The sequence below is a fragment of the Planctomycetota bacterium genome, from assembly GCA_016872555.1.
GTDB lineage: Bacteria > Planctomycetota > Planctomycetia > Pirellulales > UBA1268 > F1-20-MAGs016.
This window is the reverse complement of the sequence record VGZO01000024.1, coordinates 35,460-53,268: the sequence shown is the minus strand read 5'-3', so window position 1 is coordinate 53,268 and position 17,809 is coordinate 35,460. Positions and strand designations below refer to the sequence as shown.

General features: G+C 71.1%; 16 protein-coding genes and 1 tRNA gene. 5 read left to right on the top strand and 12 right to left on the bottom strand.

The genetic code is table 11. From position 1 onward, the window contains the following. Positions 1–53: 53 nt before the first annotated feature. From FJ309_09845 to FJ309_09820, 6 genes are all read right to left on the bottom strand, one after another. Complete coding sequence (locus FJ309_09845; GenBank protein ID MBM3954900.1) at positions 54–869, bottom strand: DedA family protein; 816 nt, start codon at positions 867–869, stop codon at positions 54–56. A 105-nt stretch (positions 870–974) separates the two neighbouring features. Then, positions 975–1,976, bottom strand: a complete 1,002-nt coding sequence (locus FJ309_09840) for an FAD:protein FMN transferase (protein ID MBM3954899.1) — start codon at positions 1,974–1,976, stop codon at positions 975–977. Then, the gene (locus FJ309_09835) at positions 1,976–3,457 is read right to left on the bottom strand and encodes a CbtA family protein (protein ID MBM3954898.1); all 1,482 of its coding nucleotides are present in this window, start codon (positions 3,455–3,457) and stop codon (positions 1,976–1,978) included. The genes FJ309_09840 and FJ309_09835 overlap by 1 nt, the downstream gene beginning before the upstream one ends. Before the next feature lie 9 nt (positions 3,458–3,466). Beyond that, entirely contained in the window at positions 3,467–4,039 is a 573-nt protein-coding gene (locus FJ309_09830; GenBank protein MBM3954897.1) for a hypothetical protein, read from the bottom strand. Positions 4,040–4,160: 121 nt separating this feature from the next. Continuing rightward, entirely contained in the window at positions 4,161–4,697 is a 537-nt protein-coding gene (locus FJ309_09825) for a hypothetical protein (GenBank protein ID MBM3954896.1), read from the bottom strand. A 306-nt stretch (positions 4,698–5,003) separates the two neighbouring features. Further along, the gene (locus FJ309_09820; GenBank protein MBM3954895.1) at positions 5,004–5,999 is read right to left on the bottom strand and encodes a hypothetical protein; all 996 of its coding nucleotides are present in this window, start codon (positions 5,997–5,999) and stop codon (positions 5,004–5,006) included. A 326-nt stretch (positions 6,000–6,325) separates the two neighbouring features. On the opposite strand from FJ309_09820, the gene FJ309_09815 reads away from it, so the two are divergent. Next, positions 6,326–6,976, top strand: coding sequence for a hypothetical protein (locus FJ309_09815; protein MBM3954894.1), 651 nt, complete (start codon positions 6,326–6,328; stop codon positions 6,974–6,976). A gap of 410 nt (positions 6,977–7,386) precedes the next feature. Then, entirely contained in the window at positions 7,387–7,938 is a 552-nt protein-coding gene (locus FJ309_09810) for a hypothetical protein (protein MBM3954893.1), read from the top strand. A gap of 129 nt (positions 7,939–8,067) precedes the next feature. On the opposite strand, the gene FJ309_09805 is transcribed toward FJ309_09810, so the two are convergent. Then, complete coding sequence (locus FJ309_09805; GenBank protein MBM3954892.1) at positions 8,068–9,900, bottom strand: hypothetical protein; 1,833 nt, start codon at positions 9,898–9,900, stop codon at positions 8,068–8,070. A 231-nt stretch (positions 9,901–10,131) separates the two neighbouring features. On the opposite strand from FJ309_09805, the gene FJ309_09800 reads away from it, so the two are divergent. Continuing rightward, positions 10,132–10,204 (top strand) — tRNA-Gly (locus tag FJ309_09800). Positions 10,205–10,355: 151 nt separating this feature from the next. After that, positions 10,356–11,948 (top strand): DUF418 domain-containing protein, encoded by a 1,593-nt coding sequence (locus FJ309_09795; protein MBM3954891.1) that lies wholly within the window; start codon positions 10,356–10,358, stop codon positions 11,946–11,948. A 95-nt stretch (positions 11,949–12,043) separates the two neighbouring features. Here FJ309_09795 and FJ309_09790 read toward each other — a convergent pair whose 3' ends face one another. The 5 genes from FJ309_09790 to FJ309_09770 form a co-directional block, all read right to left on the bottom strand. Next, on the bottom strand, positions 12,044–13,078 hold the full coding sequence (locus FJ309_09790; protein ID MBM3954890.1) for a DUF1559 domain-containing protein: 1,035 nt from the start codon (positions 13,076–13,078) through the stop codon (positions 12,044–12,046). Positions 13,079–13,290: 212 nt separating this feature from the next. Next, positions 13,291–13,929 (bottom strand): arylformamidase, encoded by a 639-nt coding sequence (kynB, locus tag FJ309_09785; protein ID MBM3954889.1) that lies wholly within the window; start codon positions 13,927–13,929, stop codon positions 13,291–13,293. Continuing rightward, positions 13,908–15,140, bottom strand: a complete 1,233-nt coding sequence (kynU, locus tag FJ309_09780) for a kynureninase (GenBank protein MBM3954888.1) — start codon at positions 15,138–15,140, stop codon at positions 13,908–13,910. Before kynU ends, kynB begins: the two co-directional genes overlap by 22 nt. A gap of 76 nt (positions 15,141–15,216) precedes the next feature. After that, positions 15,217–15,636: a hypothetical protein gene (locus FJ309_09775; GenBank protein ID MBM3954887.1), complete on the bottom strand. Its 420-nt coding sequence runs from the start codon at positions 15,634–15,636 to the stop codon at positions 15,217–15,219. A 341-nt stretch (positions 15,637–15,977) separates the two neighbouring features. After that, positions 15,978–16,598, bottom strand: coding sequence for a hypothetical protein (locus tag FJ309_09770; protein MBM3954886.1), 621 nt, complete (start codon positions 16,596–16,598; stop codon positions 15,978–15,980). Between the two features lie 334 nt (positions 16,599–16,932). On the opposite strand from FJ309_09770, the gene FJ309_09765 reads away from it, so the two are divergent. Next, complete coding sequence (locus FJ309_09765) at positions 16,933–17,757, top strand: hypothetical protein (GenBank protein ID MBM3954885.1); 825 nt, start codon at positions 16,933–16,935, stop codon at positions 17,755–17,757. The last annotated feature ends 52 nt before the right edge of the window (positions 17,758–17,809 follow it).

Sequence of the window (17,809 nt, the reverse complement as noted above, 5' to 3'; positions counted from 1 at the left end):
CCGTCACGACCGCCACGACCGCCCAGAACGAGGCCGATGGTTCGGCGCCGGTGTCACTCCAGCGGCAGTCGCGGCAGCGATTGCCCGCCGCGGTGGTCGGCGCGGCCGTTGGCCACGTCCCCGCGGGCACCGTCGAGCGTTGCCGCGGCATCGTCTCCCGTGCCCCCGTCGTCGGCCGCGTGGGTCCGGCCGGGGTCGAACCCGATCCCGTCGGTGATCCGGTCGGCGGCCGGGCCGAAGATCAGCTCACGGTTCTCGAAGAGCCTCTCTGGATCCTGGTCGAGGAGCAGCATCCGCCGCTTGCGGAACCAGAAAAACGCGCTCACGGCGAGGACGGCGCACGACACGACGACGAGCGTCAGCCCCGCCTCGGCCGAGCGGATCAGACCGAAGATCCGGTCGCCGAAGAAATACGACAAACCGAAGAACCCACCGATCACCACCGTCGCACAGATCAGGTCGGCGAACAGGAACCAGCGGTACTTCACCCGAAGTATCCCGGCGGTGAGGTAGAACGGGCTGCGCAGCCCGACGAGGAACCGGGCCACGAAAAATGCCTTGATGCCGTGCCGCTGGATGAGGTCCTCGATCGTCCGTTCGCGCTGCGGCGTGAGGAATCCCGACCACCAGGGGTGTTCCTTGAGGATCCGGGCCCCGAAAAACCGGCCGATCGCGTACATCAGGCTGTCGCCGAGCAACGCCCCGATGAGGCAGGCGGGGAGGGCGTAATACCAGTGGATCGCCCCGGCGCGGCTGGCGACGCCGGCGGCGACGATCGGCACTTCCTCGGGAACGGGGAGCCCGATCCCGGTCAGGGTCAGGAACAACACGATGCCGAGGTAGGAACCCCGCTCGACCCACTCGATCATGTGCGGCAGCGTGACAGGCGGCGGGGAGCGGCGGCCGGACCATCCTGGCCTCGACACGAGTCTACCCCGGCGCAACGCGCCGGGCAGCAGCGATCCACCCCGGGATCAGGAGGCACGGATGATCTCCAACCCCGGCTCGGTGCTCCATTCGACTGCTTTGTCAGGCAGATTCGCGGTCACGACCCGCACGCCACCGGCCGTGCGCGCCGGCACCGCGACCAACGCCGCGACGGCGCCGCCGGGCGGCGCGATCCGGTCGAGTCCCGCTGGGCCGAGCACGTAGGCCGCCGTCGCCAGGGCGTCGGCGTCGGCCGCACTCGGCGCGAGGACGGTCGCCGACAGCACCCCCTCGGCCGGCGACCCGGACCGCGGATCGAGGATGTGGCCGAGGCGGCGGCCGCGGTCGATGAAGAACTGCGTTCCCGAACCGCTCGTGCCCAGCGCCCGGTCGACGAGCGTGAGTGTCGCGAGGCGCGTCTGCGGGCGGAGCGGATGGCGCACGCCGACCCGCCAGCCGCGCCGCCCGGGAAGGGCCGGGCCCTGCACGCCCCGCGCCACGACACTGCTCGATCCGCCGTGGAGGAGGAAGCTCGGCACGCCGGCGAGGGCCACGGCGGCACGGTCGAGGGCATACCCCTTGCCGATCGCGCCCGGATTGAGCTCCACCCCGGGGGTGGTGAAGCGGATCCGACGGCCAGCGCGGTCGAGTTCGACCCGCCCCCACCCCGATACCGCCAGCGCGGCGGCGAGTTCCTCGGCCGCGGGCGTGCGGCCGCTGCGGCGGAGAAAGCCCCAACAGCGCGACAGCGCCCCGGTCGCCATGTCGAACGCACCGTCGGTCAGCCGCCACAATTCGTCGGCGCGCTCCAACAACGCGAACAGATCGTCGGCGACCGGCTGCCAGCCTCCGGCGGCGGCGGCATTGAGCCGCGACAACTCTCCTCCCGGGCGGTGGATCGTGAGCCGCGCTTCGAGTGCCTCGACGACCTCCAGGGCATCGATCCCGCGCTGCGTCGCATCGTCCGGCTCACCGGCGTTGAACACCGCTTCGAACCGGCAGGCCATCGCATCGCGGCCGACGGCCAGCGTGTGCAGGTCGGCGTCCATCAGCGCGGGGCGAGCCCCCGGTCGAACGCTTCCTGGTCGCGCCGGAACACCGCCAGTTCCTTCTCGAAGCGCTCCAGCGGGATCGTCCACACCGGCTGCTCGGAGGTGTGCGAGTGGCAGTGGGCGACGCACAGCCGGTGGAGGAACTTGAACAAGTGCCGCGGCACGCGCAGCGTCCGCAGGCCGTCGATCAGGCGGCGCTGGTCGACGGCCGGGTCGAACAGCTGGGCGAGCGTCGCCGGGGGCGAGCCCGTGCTCGCCGCCTTCACCCGCTGCGAGGCGATGTCGTAGAGCGTCTCGCCGGTCCACTCCAGGTTGGGCACGAGGTTTTGCTTGTCGAGCCTGGCACGCTGGTTGAACTGCTCGTCCTCGCGCTCGATGAACCGATACAGCTCGTCGGGGAGGAGGAGCTTGAAGCCCAGCCCCGGCGACTTGAGGAACTTGTTGTCGAGCAACGGCCAGACCAGTTGCCGCATCCGGTCGGCCTGGCCGTTGATGGCGTGCGGCTCGTCGACCCGGTCGACGATCACCACCATCCCGCCGTAGCCGAGGCTCGTGAGGATCCCCTGGAACTTCGCCAGCAGTTCATAGCGGTCGTCGCTGCGGGCATGCCGCGGCAGCGGCTGCCCCGCCAGGTCCACCGTCGGCATCCGCGCCAGGGCTTGCGTCAGCTGGCCGACGGTGCGGTTCCCGGTCCGCATGCTGCCGACCACCGTGCGGGCGGTCCACCAGGCCCGTGCCCGCTGCCAGACCCACGGCCCCCAGGCGATGAGCACCACGGCCACCGGCACCCACCACGGTGCTCCCGACGGGACGATCCCACCCCAGCCGGCTCCCCTGGTGAGCGACACGGCCAGCGCTCCGAGAAACACCGTCAGCACGATGATGCCCAGCCACCAGGGCCAGGTCGCCCGCCACGTCCGGTACCCCACCAGCCGCCGCAACCGCGCCCAGCGCGAGGGAAACGTCTCTCCGGTCGACTGGTCGTAGCAGGCGGCGAGGAGCGCCAGATCGCGGGCCCGGGCCGGCCCGAGGCGCGGCTTGCCGCGGCCGCCATCGAGCAGCTGCGACACCAGTTGCGTCGTCGCCAGCGTGAGGATGGCGTCGATGTGGTCCCACAGCTTCCAGTGGGCGAGCACCTTCTCGACCGGTCGCCGCGGCCCGACGCGGCCGATGAACCGGTCGAGGAACGGATTGAAGTCGTCGTACACGACGACGAACGTCTTCCGGTCGGGATGGTCGGCGGCGTGGCGCTCGAACTGCCGCACCATCTGCAGCTTGAGCGCCGTCTTCCCGGAGCCCTTCTCCCCGAACACGATCGCCGTGCTCGGGTCGTCGGGATCACCGTAGACCTTGTCCCACGCCGGGTGGAACGTCGACTCGAGGCAGGTCCGCTTGAAGACGGTGTCGTTCTGGGCGTCTTCCTCGGCGAACGGATTGCCGCCGATACCGTGGTGTTCGAGGAATTCCTGGATGCGCATCGTGGCTGGTCACCGGGCCGCCGGGACGAGCCCCTCGACCATCGCCCGGAAGCCGTCGGCGTGCTTCGAGACGGTGGCCGCAGGGCCATAGAACTTGAGGAAGTAGATGCCGGCGGCCGGGGTCTCGACGATCGCCGCGAGCATCCGGTAGCCGGCACGGTCGACCGCCTTGCCGCCGGCGAACGGCCCGGCCGGGGCGTCCTTGTAGGTGCCGGCGACGTCGACCATCGTCACCGTGCACTGGGCGATCTTCACCGTCTTGGTGACCGCCTTGTCCTTGGTGGCGCTGCCGTCGGGCTGCGTGAACTGCCCGTACCAACGGTCGATGTTGGCCTGCACGCTGCCGCCGGCGCCCATTACCGTCATCCGCCCGGCAGGGGCGTCTCCCTCCGACGGGATCGCGAACTCGGTCTCGACGATCGTCGACTTGGGCTGGACCCGTGTCCAACCGGCCGGGGCCTCGAGCGAAAAGGCACCGTCGCCGATGCGGAAGGCACGCTGGCCATCCTGGGCCAGTGCCGCGACCGGGACCACGGCCAGGGCGACGACGGCGGCGACACTCGGCAGACGACTGGGGCGCATGACGAATTCCTCGACGGGGTGCAGCGCTGGGCCGCGAAGCGGCCCCCGCACGCCCCCCATGATAGCCGCGATCGGCAGCCGGGGGCCCCGCAGGCCGCTGTCACCCCGTCGCCGGGGCCGCTCAGCGCCCCTTGTGCGGGCTGGGCTGGCGTTCCGGCACCAGTCCGGGCAGGGGCGCGAGGGGGACCATCTCGGCCAGGCCCGCCTTCACCATCTCACGGCCGGTCACGTAGCGGTGGGTGCAGATCCACTCGGTGATCAGGTCGACCGCGGTGCCAAACAGCTCGCAGAGAAGGACGTCCATCTCCTTCTCGAGCTGGCCGAAATGCCGCGACCATTCCGCCGCCTCGGTGATCCCGATGTGTTCCTCGCTCTGCCACTTCATCGGGTGGAACAGGAACACGCTGTAGGGCGTGACCACGCGGCGGCTGCAGGCCGCGAACGGCCACAGTGCCGCCGACGAACACTCGCCGGTCACGATCCCGGTGGCCTCGATGCCCCGCAGCTTGATCAGCGACACCAGCGACATCGCGCAGTACGGACTGCCCCCGGGCGAATCGAAGTAGACGATGCATTCGCCGCCGGGCTCGATTCCCATCAGGCTGCCGGTGATCTCCCCCTCGTGGTTGCCGAGGTCGCCGAGGATCGCGATTTCGATCGGGCCGGCCGGCCCCTCGTCGGACTCGGACTCGGACTCGGACTCGGAGTCGGACTCGGGCCGCGGTGCCGCCTTGCGCGCTGCCATGCTGGATTCCATTGATTGAATGATGCGCTCCGTGCAACTGCCGACGGAGCGCGATCGAAACCGGCCGTTGACCCCCCCACTCTACCGGAAACCGGCACCGTCCCTCCGCCCGAACCGAGGGATGTGGGGACCGGGCGGATCAGCGTAGCCCCGCGAGCCGCTGACGCAACCCGAACGCGTTCCCGTCAAGCGCCCGCTCGCGTCTCGGCGCCGGTCCGGTCAGCTCCGGTAGGCGTCGTGGCAGGTGTCGCACGATTTCTTCAGGCTGCCCACGGCCGTTCTGAAGCCGTCGTAATCGTCGCGGCCGGCGGCAACGCGGGCGGCTTCGGCGGCGGCCCGCATCGCGGCGGCATAGCCGCGGTAGGTTTCGTCATCGTGGTATTCGTAATCGGGGCGCTGGATGGCCTCGGCGATCACCGCCGCGATCTCCACTTCGTGGACCAACTGCGCGAGCTGCTCCTTGAACACCGTCCGCGATCCGGTGGCGGCGGCGGCGACGGCATCGACCTGCGCGAGGCGGTTCATCAGCGCCGGCCGGGCGGCGATCTGGCTCCACGGCGGGTCGCCGGCGTCGGGATCGCGGTCGGGGCGCGACGCCAGGCCGTTTCCCTCGAGCAGCGTGCCGAGGTCGGCGCCCCGCGCCTTCGCCTCGGCGAACGACTGGTCTGTCCCGACCTTGCAATTGAAGCCGACGCGGCCGAACAGATCACGGGCTGCGGCCGCCTCCTTCTTCCAGCGGATGTCGCCGTCGTAGGCGGCGATCACGCCGTACACCAGCGCGATCGACGAAAACGCCACCCGCGCCCGCTCGTAGCCTCCCCCCTTGAAGGTCGTCGCCGACCCGATTGCCTCCTCGACGATCCCCTTCTGGTCCTTCACCTCGTCGGCGAGGGTTTCCGCCGACACCAGCGCCGACCAGCGGAAGCCGTCCCCGGCCGGCGGATTCCCCCCTTCCGGTTGCACCGCCGTGGACGCGGGCCGGCCTCCGAGCGCCGCGAAGTCGGGGCGCTGTCCCTCGAGCGTCGCGAACGCGTCGTCGAAGAACGTCGACTGCACCAGGGGCGGCCAGCGTTCCGGGGGCCGCGCCCGGAGTCGCTCAGCGGGCGGGGGCGCCGCCAGGGCGCCGTGCTCGACAGCGCACCGGCCCGCGGCAACCAGCGCCGTCAGCACGACGATCGTCGCCGCCGCTCCACCGCCCCGCCGTCCCGTCGTCATCGTCGCCTCCGCGGGCCTCGCCACGTGCACCGGCCCAGACGCCCCACGCCCGTCCTGCCGTCTTTCCCACCTTACCAACCGCCGGCCGCAGGGCGGGAGAGTCGCCCGATTGACCTTGACCCGTTGCCGGTCAGCGGTCACTCTTCCCGCCCCGATCGCCCCTCAGCAACCCGTGGAAAAAGTGATCGGCCGCCGGATGCGGCCGACGGCGACCCGGCAAACCCTCGGTGTTTCCCGCGGTCGCCTGAGTGGACACTGGCCTCAGAGGGCTTTGTCCACGGACAGCCAGCTCGCCAATTCCATTCGGCTTTTCCGGAGGCTCGCGCATGCAATCCGCGACCGACTCGTCGTCCCGTGCCGTCACCCGTGGCCAATGGTCGCTGTGGCTGGTCAGCTTCGTGGCCGGGTGTGCGGCCGTGGCCGCGCTCACGGTCACCGGATGCTCCTCGGCGTCGGGACCGGCTCCGGCCACGGGCGCATCGGGCGCCGCCACCGAGCCGGCGAAGCAGGCGGTCGTGACGTTTCTCGAGGCGATCAAGCGCGGCGACAACGACGCGGCCTCTGCCCAACTGAGCAAAGTCGCCAAGGCCCGCACCGAAGAGCTCGGGATGATGGTCGCCCCCCCCGTCAAGCCGTCGGCGACCTACTCCGTGAGCGAGTCGGAAATGGTCGGCGACGCCGGCGATCTCGTGCACGTCGCCACGACCTGGACCGACACCGACGAAGAGGGATTCAAGAGCAGCGAGGAAGTGGTCTGGGTCGTCCGTCTCGATCCGGAGGGCTGGCGCGTGGTCGGGATGGCGATGAAGGTGTTTCCCGACATGCCACCGCTGCTTTTGAATTTCGAGGACCCCGACGACATGGTGGCCAAGCAGGAGCTGGTCGCCGAGGAGCTCCAGCGCCGCGCCACCGCCTCCGCCCAGGGCGAGGGGGACCGCACCGCACGGGCTCCCGCCGGCACCGTGCCGGTGAAGTGACAGCTCCGCCTGCCCGTGGAGGCGACGGCGGAGCTCCTCCCGGGGCGCCCGACCGCCCTCACGGGATGGGAACCGCCCCTCACGGCACCCGTTTTCTGCGGGAGTTGCCTCGTTCTTCTCGTTCCCTAGAGGGGGATGCGCGTTCTTGACACGCGCGGGGGGCCTGCTAGCCTTACAGCTTGCCCAAATTGCCCAGGCGGGATTTTTTCGCTAACCGACAAACCCAACGGCGGCCACTCGCACCAGCGAATGGCCGGCGGTGGCGACCGTCGGAGACACGCGATCGTGCCTGCGGCTCTGCCGAGCAACGGGTTGCTCGGGGCTTTGGTCCGGCGGCGGTCCCGGATCCTCGTGGTCCGGGAAAAGCCGGATGACCGTGGGTGCTTTCGTTCCTTGTCTGGAGACAACAGATGAAGCGGTTCGTCGGATACGGTGTGGCGATGTTCGCGGCGTTGGTCGCGATCGCCCTGGTTGGTGGCGATTCGGGTGCGGTCGCTGGTCACGGGTGCCATGGGCGTGGCGGCTGCCACGGTGGCGGCCTGCTCTCCAAGCTGCACTCCAAGAAGTGCCACGGTGCCAGCTCGGCGGCCTCGTCGGGCTGCCATGGCGGCGGTCTGCTGTCGAAGCTGCACTCGCGGAAGGCCAAGTGCCACGGTGCGGCTGCTCCCGCTCCGGCCAGCTGCGGCAGTGCTTGCGGCGGCGAGGCGATCAGCACTGGCTGCAGCAGCGGTTGCGGCGGCGAGACGATCTCCTCCGGCTGCAGCGGCTGCGGCGGCGAGACGATCAGCAGCGAGGGTGGCGTGATCAGCGGTGGCTGTGCCGGCGGCGGCTGCAGCGGTGAGTCGGTGATCTCGACCGGCGAGGGCGCCGTCATCGAGAGCGGCTCGAGCATCATCACCGACGGCGTTCCGACCGAGGCCCCCGCTGCCCCGGCGGCCCCCGCCGCTCCGGCCTCGACCTGATCCCGGACGCCTCTTTTCCGTCACGCCCGAGCGGGCGACGGCGGACAGGCTGGCGACAACAAGAGCCGGGCCATCCGCAGGGGTGGTCCGGCTTTTTTCATGCCCTGCCGCACAGCGACCGCGCGTCGCTCACGGCGCGGAGGATGGCGGCGTGGGCGGGGCCTGCGGACCGAGGAACCTCCGCAGCAGCCGGCCACGGCGCGGTTGCGCGGCCGGGGCCGGCTCGGTTCCCGCCGGCACCGCCGCCTCGGCGGCCGCTCGTTCGGCGCGGCGGCGGGCCAGCTCGTCGATCACACCTCCGACGAGGTCGATGAGCTTGTCGGTCGACGGATTACCGGCGACCTCCGGCGGGAGTCGGTCCTTGAGTTGGTCGAGCCGGTCGGCAGTGCCCGACGGCCGCGGTTGTCCCGCCGTGCTTCCCGCGGCCGCGGCATCGCCGGGGCCGTTCCACTGCGGCCGCGGCGGGGGGGGCGTCGCCGCCCCGCCGCCGCTCCGCGGGGCCGGCAACGCCAGCGGCTCGACGTCTTCGCCGGTGGGCAATCGGCCCGGCTCGCCTGCTGCGGTGGCATCCGCATCGTCGCGCGGTCCCGACCACCCCGGGGCCGGCGGTGGCGGAACGGTTCGCGCGGTGGCAGCGCCCGCGGGCGTGGGAGCCGGAAGGAGCGGCCCCTGGCCACGCACGCGGCCCTGCCCGGCGACCCGATCGATGAGATCGACGACGACGTCGCCCGCGAAGCGACGGAGCGACCCGTCGAAATTGACCTTCGGCGTCCCCAGTTCGCCGCCGACGCCGAGCGAGACGGTCTTGCCCGCCACTGCCGAAAGGAGCGGCCGATCGGCGGGGAGCTGCTCGGGCAGCGGCAGCGACAGCTTCAGGTCGAGTGCGCCGTCGTCGAGCGCGACGCTTCCCGCGGAGGTGATGTCGAGTCGCCGCGCCGGGCCCGGCAGCGGCACGCCGAAGCGCAGGCCCGCGTGCCACACCTTCCGGTCTGCCATCCGGAACGCGATCCGCGAGTCGTCGGCGATGCGGATCGCCGGCGGGGCGTCGAGCTTGCCCGGGAGGGCGGCGAGGATGTCGGTCACCAACGGGCCGGGGCCGAGATCGACCGCGTGCATCGTCAGCTCCCCCGACAGCGTGCCCTCCTCGGCGGCGCCGAGCGGGAGGCGCACCTCGTCGACCTGGAGCGAAAAGCGGCCGGCGGTGCGCGTCGTGTCGGCGAGGATCGGGGCCACGTAGGCAAGCACGCCCTGGGCGACATTCGGGTCGAGGCGCGAGTCGTCGAGGAGCCGCGTCCGCCCGAGGACGAGGTCGCTGTGGGCGGCGTTCGGCGCCCGTTCGATGCCGGCCTGGAAATCGATCGGGCTGCTCGTCCACACCCCCTCGGCCCACGGCCCCGACACCTTGACGACGGCGTCGTCGAAGTCGAGCCGGAGGTGGACGGGGGACCGCTGCGGTCCCCCGGGCGCGACGGGCCCGGCTGCCGCGGGCGCGGCGGCGACGACGCGCGACAGATTCGACTCGCGGTCGGCATCGAAGACGACGTCGAGCTCGGCCCCGGAGACGTGGAACCGCCCCAGGTCACCGCCGGTGAACAGCATCGCCGCCAGGCCGTAGCTCCCCTCGATCCGTTCGATCGAAAGCGGGGCGCGCGAGCCGTCGCGGGGCTCGACGCGCACGTTTTCAAACACCGGCGGCACCAGCCAACCGAGCCGCACACGACCGAACGTGACGTCGGCCCGCAACGCCGGCAGCGCCCGGGCGACGAGCGCCGAAAGCCGCGCCGGCTGGCCGAGCAACCACGGGGCGACGCCCAGCGCCACCATCGCGATACCGGCCAGAAGGAGGGCGATCTGGCCGACGCGGCGGAATTTTCCCCGGGCGGGCGCCGGCCGATGTGCCGCACCGCCGCTCGGCGCGGCCCCTGTGGGGGCCTGGGGTTGGGGGGCGACGGGATCGGTCATGGGGCGCTGCTCCTGGCGGGCCGATCGCGGCGCACCGGGGCGTTGCCTCCCGGGATCCGCGGCAACCCTCATCGTACATTCCGGTGGTAGCAGCCCGATTCGGGCCCGGAGGAATACGTGGCCGAGGGGTGGCGGGATCGCGCGGGGGCGCGGAACGTGGCTTTCAGCGGCGGCCTGCCTTCCCGGTGGACATCGCGCCACGGCTGATAGAATCGCGGCAGGTAAAGTCTCGCGGGCGTAGCTCAGTTGGTAGAGCGCTAGCTTCCCAAGCTGGATGTCGAGGGTTCGAGTCCCTTCGCCCGCTTTTCTGCAGGGCCTCTGCGGCCTGCCTGCAAGGGTTCGAGGTTTCGTGGCGTGCACAGCCGCGCAGGACCGCATCGCCGCGGTGGCTGGCTCGGGACGATCCTGCTCTGTCAGCCGCGTCCGAACGGCAAGCGGTCGCTGAGGGGGGCGCGATGGGCCGTGACGCCTGCAATGCCGTCGACACCGCCGCGACGGGCGGCCCGAGTCCTCCGGGCGTTCGCCCGCCGCCGGCCGACGGCGATCCCGCCGCGACGCCACGGCGGCTCGCCCCTCTCGACCTGCTCCGCGGTGTCGCGGTCTGCGGCATCCTGCTGATGAACATCGTCGACTTCGGATGGCCGGGTGACGCCTACTTTCGCGTCGCCGCGCCGTACTACGCCCTCGACAGCATCGGCCCCGTCGACGACCCGGACGAGGTCGACGCCCGCGTGGCCCGTGACGATGAAGGCATGTCGTGGGTCGAGCGCGAGCGGCGGCGCCTGGCGCGGCAGCGTGAGCAGCCGCGGTTTCCCACCGGGGAGATCCGCTTCGGCGCCGTCTCCACCGATGCCGACCGGGTCGAATTCGTCCTCGCTGAGATCTTCGTTGCCAACAAAATGCGCGGGTTGCTGTCGATGCTGTTCGGTGCCGGTGTCGTCCTCTCCACCGCCGCCGTCGCCGCGCGGGGGGCGCGGGCCGGACGGTGGCACTACCGGCGGATGTTCTGGCTGGCCGTGATCGGCGCCGCGCACTGTTATCTCCTTTGGGAGGGTGACATTCTCCTCGGCTACGCGGCCGCCGGGCTGTGGCTGTACCCGCTGCGAAACCTCGCCGCCCGGGCGCTGGCTGCCGTCGCCCTGGGGCTCGTCGCGGCCCACGTCGTGATCGCATGGTTTCTGGTACCGGCGATCGGGTGGGTCGATCGCCGCGGCGCGGCGGTCGAGGCGCGCCTCGTGGAGATGGTCGCCCGTGCCGATGCCGCCGATCGCGGCGCCGACGCCTTCGCGCCGGGCGACGACGATCTGTCCAAGGTCGACGAGTTCGTTCTCGACTTCCACCGTCAATTCACCGCCCAACGACACGACCGCCAGCGGCCTGAGCTCACGACGCTCGCGATCCGCCGGAGGCAAAACCAAGGCTATGCCGCGGGGATCGTCGAGCGGTTCACGAGCATGATCGGGGCGCAGGCGGGGGAGTTGCTGTTCGGGATCGTCCTCTGGGGAACCCCGATGATCCTCGGGATGGCGCTCGTGAAGAACGGATTCCTCGGCGGGGAATGGAGCGCCGCCGCGTATCGACGCTGGGCGGTGCCCGGCTACGCCATCGGCGTGCCACTGGCCTGGGCCGCGGTGATGGTCTCACTGCGCGGCGGCGTGGCGTTCGCGACGTACCTCCGCGTGGTCGTGCCACTCGAGCTGGTGGCAACGCTGGCGCTGGTCTGCGCTCATGCCGGGGCCATCCTCTGGGCCTGGCGCGGCGGGGCGTTCGGTTCCTTGGGGCCACGCCTCGAGGCCGTGGGGGCGATGGCGCTGTCGAATTACCTCTCCCAGTCGCTGATCTGCTCGCTGCTGTTCTTTGGCCACGGTCTGGCGCTGGCCGGCACGGTGCCGAGGACTGGGCTCGTCGTCATCGCGGTCGTGATCTGGACGTTGCAGCTCGCCTGGAGCCCATGGTGGCTCGCGCGGTTCCGACTCGGTCCGGCCGAATGGCTGTGGCGATCGCTCACCGCCTGGTCATGCCAGCCGTTCCTCCGCGAACACCCGTGACCCAGGGCGGATTCAGCCGGTTTGGCCTGCTCAGAGCGGGAGAGTCGACTCCGCCGGCAGCGGCGATGATCGGGTTTTTTCGCGGCCACCCCGATTCAGTCCACGGTGGCGGCGGACTCACCTCCGTTCATGCTCGACAGGGCCGCCCACGCCCCCTTGTCGATCGTGTCGGCGACGAACCGCACGCCACCGTCGACGAACACCACGTTGCACCCGCCCGGATGTTCGGCATACATCTGGCAAACGTGGGCGGCTCGATCGTTGGGCGGATGGATCACCCCCGGCTCGGTCGGAGCCGGACCGCTGTGGACCAGCAGCAGCGTCGCCGCCGCGTCGGCCTCGGTCGCGGCGATCGTCCCCCCGCCGAAGCGGAATCCGTCGCCGGGAACACTGGCCGCGCCGACCACCGTTCCCGCCCATGCCTTCTGGGACAGTCGCGACGTGTGTTCTCCGAGGAGCACGGTCCGCGCGGTGCCGTCGGTGATGTCGGCGACGCGCGTCCACGAATTGCGGTACAGCGGTCCGTTGGCCAGGGGGGCCCAGTCGTCGAGCGGGGCCGACCAGGGCTCGGCATGCCCGGCGTTGCCGACGTAGCTCGACCGGCCGAGGAGGGCCCCGGAGGCATGCGGACGCCTTGCCGCGTCGAGCGCGGCGAACGGACCCAGCGGTCCGCTGTCGGACGGGCAGCGGAACAGCGCCGGTGAGGCGGAAACGACGGCGCGGTTGACCGGATCGGCGATCCCCTCTCCCACGTCGGCGCGGTACGCGGCGGCCAGCGCCCCCTCCTCGAGATACGGGGCCGCGAGAAGCCCCCAGCCGGTTCCCGGTGGGCGGTCGCGCGTGGCGGGATCGACCGGCGTTCGCGCCGTGCCACTGACATACCCGGCGGGAAATCGCCGCCGCGCCGATTCGTGGTTGGCCAGTGCCAGCGAGAGTTGACGAAGGTTGTTGCCGCAGCTCACCCGTCGCGCCGCCTCTCGCGCGCCCTGCACCGCCGGAAGGAGGAGGCCGACGAGCGTGCCGATGATCGCGATCACGACGAGTAACTCGACGAGCGTGAACCCGCCGCGTGCCGAGTGACCTTGGAAAACTCCCGGGGCTCCCCGAGAACCGGCTTCGCGGTCGGCCATCGCAGCACCCTCGCGGAACAGCTTTTTTTGTGATCAAAAATAATTTTTTTGATTACTCAAAATCATAGCCGATCCGAGCGCGTTGGCAACCAACGGGCTCACGCCCCGCGCTCCGAGATCCGTGAGGATCGGGAGGCTGAACGGGCTTCCCTCACCATCGGAGCCGGATGCCCGACCTCTGCCACCCGCGATTTTCAGAAGGGGGTGCTACCTCATCCGCGCCGCAGCACCGCCCGCACCGGGCTGGCATCGAGGTTCGTGAACTTCAGGGGCAGCGCCACCAGCTCGTAGTCGTCAGGCTCCACATGCGCGAGGACGAGATTCTCGAGGATCCGCATTTCGGCCCGGCAGCAGGCGTGATGGGCGGGAAGCGACTTCGAGGTCTCGGGATCGACCGATGGCGTGTCGACACCCACGAGGACCACGCCGCACGACGCCAACAGCGCGATCGTCTCCGGGGCCAGCGCCCGGAACCCGGTCGGCCAGACGAGCGGGTCGAGCCGGTCCATCAGCCGCAGGAGGATCCGCGACGGCGCTCCCTCCAGGGCGGCCGCGATCGCGCCGGGCTCGCACAGCGGGCCCGGCCCCCGCGCGTCGATCACGCGGCATGGGCCGATGAACGGCGCGAGATCCAGGCCCGCCGCCGCGGTGCCCTGGGCGTCGTAGTGCAGCGGTGCGTCGGCATGGGTCCCGCAGTGGACGGAGAATGCCACGCGCGCGACGTTGACCGGCGACGTCGCGCCGATCCGGCACGTCCAGTCTTCGGCGTAGGGGGCATCGCCGGGAAACACCGCCATGCCGGGCGCCAGCGGCTGGGTGATGTCGATGATCACGTGACGGCCCTCCGCGATTGAAATCGAGGCTCGTCCCACCGGCGCGTGTCGAGGATCCCCGCCATGACCGCCACGGCGTCGAACGCGTCGGTGAATCGGGTGTACAGCGGGGCGAAGCCGAAACGCATCATGTCGGGGGCGCGAAAATCGCCGACGACACCGGAGGCGATCAGCGCCTGCATCACCGCATGGCCCTGGGGGTGGCGGAGCGACACGTGCGACCCCCGCGCGGCTGTCTCGCGCGGGCCGGTCACCGTGACGCCGTGGCGGGCGCAGCGCTCCTCGATGAGATCGATGAACAGGCTGCACAGGGCGAGTGACTTCTCGCGCACGTCACGCATCACGATGCCATCCCACACGTCGAGCGCCGCATCGAGGGCCGCCATCGAGAGGATCGGCTGCGTGCCGCACTGGAAGCGGTCGATCCCCGGCGCGGGCCGGTAGTCCGGCGTGAAGGCGAACGGTTCGGCGTGGCCCCACCAGCCGGTGAGCGGCGGCCGCACGAGGTCCTGGAGATCGGGGCGGACGTAGAGGAAGGCGGGGGAGCCCGGTCCGCCGTTGAGGTATTTGTAGGTGCACCCGACGGCGAAATCGGCCCCCGCGGCGGCGAGGTCGACCGGGATCGCCCCGGCCGAATGGGCGAGATCCCAGATCACCCGCGCGCCCCGGGCATGGGCCTTGGCCGTCACGGCCCGCATGTCGTGGCGGCGCGCCGTGCGGTAATCGACCTCCGTGAGCATCGTGAAGGCGACGCGCTCGTCGATCGCGTCCGCGACCTCCTCCGGAGCGACGATCTCGAGCGTGTAACCGTCGTCGACGAGGTCGCGGAAGCCCTGGGCGACGTACAGATCGGAGGGAAAATTTCCGTCGTCAGAGAGGATGACGCGACGCGGGCCGGCGAGTTGCGCGGCGGCGCCGAGGAGCTTGAAGAGATTGACCGAGATCGTGTCGCCCGCGACGACGCTCCCGGCCGGCGCGCCGATCAGCCGCGCGATCCGATCGCCCACCCGGCGCGGCAGCGTCAGCCAGCCGTGCTCGTTCCACGATCGGATCAGCGATCCGCCCCACTGCGTCTCCACCACCTCGCGCACGCGCCCCGGCACGTGGGCCGGAAGCACCCCGAGCGAATTGCCGTCGAGGTAGATCAGCCCCGCGGGAATGGCGAAGGCACCGCGCTTCGGGGCGAGCGGATCGTCCCGGTCGAGGGCTTCGCACTCGGATCGGTTCATGCGATCGCTCTCCGCCGACGACCGAGGGGGTGTGCCGCATCCCGGCGACACGCCGGCGCCAACGACGGCGGCCGCGTCATTTCGCGTGGCTGTACGAGTAATTGCCGGCGATCACCGTCCGGGCGTCCTCGCTGAGCTCGGGAAACGACCGCCGCAGGCCGTCGGCCACCGCACGGTCGAACTCGGCGTCGGGCAGCATCCAGTCGAGGTTCAGTGCCCGGCTCACGCGCGCCCCGAAGAACTGCTCGAGCAGCAGGATCCGTTCGATGTCCGCCTCGGGGCCAAACTCGTCGCGCAGCCGGGCCAGACGCGTTTCGGGGGAGCCGATCGGCCAGTAGCCGACCGGTGCGCCCGGCTCCCGCGGGCTGCCGTGGTAGGCGACGATCGCCCGGCTCATGTCGTCGGCGGTGAGACCGCAGTAGGTGTCTGCCGGGATGCCGTGGTGTCGTTCCAGGTCGGCGATCGACAGCGACGATCGGGCAATGTCTTCTGCCATGGGAGTGGCCCCGGATGCCGTCAGCGGCAGTCGCGGCGGCGAGTATACCCCTCGGTAGCAGGCTCGATTCCCCGCCTCTGCGGTCGCCACCGAGCCGATCACCGGGCCCCAGGCCATGCTGGCGCCGAACCGGGCTCGGTACCGCCGGCGTGATCCTCCCCGCCGGCCGCGGGGCAGGAGAGAACCGTCGACACAGAGAAGCTCGCGTGCGCTCGGTGCACGGGCACTGGCGGACCGGCGGCTGCGGGGCGGCGACTGACCCCCATAAAGGGGGCAAACGCGTCGGCGCGGGTCGCCGGCTGTGCACCCCGCACGAGGGTTTTCACGGCCTTGGTCGCCTCTCAGCCTGAGCGCCGCAACCTTGCAGGGGAAATGGCCGTTAGAACGACCTGTCCACCCCGGTTTGCCCCTGTTGGGGCACCTTCCGGCGGCCGATCGCGCCCCGGGCTGGCACCGCCACCGCACCTGTCAGGAGAGCTTCCATGGCCACTGTGTCCGCTGCCGACACCCGGCGTGCCCTTCGGGAGCTCGCGGCCGAACGCAAGGGATCGGGCAAAGGGGGCTGGGTGTTCTGGATTCTCCTCCTGCTGCTCCTGCTCGGTTCTACCGTCGGGGTTGCCGGGTTCTTTCTCGGCTGGTTCACGACTCCGAAGAACGTCGCCGAGTTCAAGTCGCTCGTCGATCAGCAGGTCGCCGACCTCGACAAGATGGCCCGCAACGAGAAGCCCTACACCGAGTCGTTCGACGGCATGCGGGGGATGTTCGAGAAGATGCGCGACGTTCCCCGTGAGGTGCGTGAAGAGCAGATGATGCGGCTGATCGAGGCTCGCGAGCGGGCGGCGGCCAATTCGTTCTTCGCGCTGCCGCCGCAGCAGCGGCAGGCCGAGATGGACCGGCGGTTGAAGTCGGAGGAGGACCGGCGGAAGGAGTGGATGGCCCGCCGCCAGCAGGAAGGAAATCAACCTCGCCCCCCGCGCCCCGATGGCCAGCAAAACGCAGGCCGTGGTGGGCCTCCGGGCGGGAGTGGGCGCGGCGGTCCGCCGGGAGGCGGTGGGCCTCCGGGAGGCGGCCGGCGTGGGAGCAGCGAGGATGCATCGAACGCCCGACGGCTCGCCGGCATCAATCGCACGAGCCCCGATGATCGGGCCCGTCGAACCGAATACCGGCGGATGATGGACGAAGCCCGCGCCAAGCGGAGCGGTGGCGGCGGTGGCCGCTGAAACTGACTGCCGCGGCACTGTCGAACGCCCGGTCGCGTCCCGGCCCGGTGGATGACACCCGTCGAGGCAGAAGTCCATGGCGAAGGCGAAGCGGTCCACGAGCGCGGCCCACACGGCCCACACGATCGGTGAGCTCCCGGCAGCGGTCCTCGAGCGTGCCCGCGAACTGTTCACGGCGGCCGAGCAGCGGATCTTCGACTCGAGCCTCGGCGCGAGCCTCGCGAAAGCCACCCACGAGCAGGTCGCCGCTGCCTCCAAGCAGGCCCGGGCCCTCCGCGACAAATGGCACGCTCTCACCAGCGGCCAGCAGCGGGCCAACAAGCGCCGCGCCGCGGCGCGGATCGACGTCGCCGCCAGCCGGAGCCGCGAGAAACTCGACCTGTTTCATGGCGCCGTGGCACGGTTCGAGCGGCGGCTCGCCGAGCTGTCGACGACCGTCACCGCCAAACGGACGCCGGCCAAGGTGCGTCTCAAGACCGACGCCGGGCAGAAGGGGCGCGGCAAGAAGATCGTGACGCGGGCCTCGCGCCGGACGGCAGCCCGGCCGACGCTCCCCGCCCGCCCGGCGAAGGCCGCGGCACCCGCGGCTGGCATCGTCGAGCAGACGCTCCGCAAGGTCGTGGCTGCCGCCAATCCACCGGCCCCGCCCGCACCGGCCCCCCGGCCGGCCGCAGACTCGAGGAAGGTGTCGAAGAAGGTCCGCAATGCCGGGCTCCGGGCCGCGCTCGGCGCCCAGGCTGGTAACCAGGCGATCCAGTTCGATCGGGCGAAGCAGCGCTCCGCGGCCACCGCCGCCAAGGCCCGTCGGCTGGCGGTGCAAGGGCTCGACACGCGCCGCAGCGGCCATGCCGCGGCACGCGTGAAGATCAAGCAGGCGAAGCGCGATCAGCGCGGGCGCTGAGCCGGCGGCCCGAGCGCCCTGGGGATGCCCTGGCCCAAAACCGGGCGCAGGC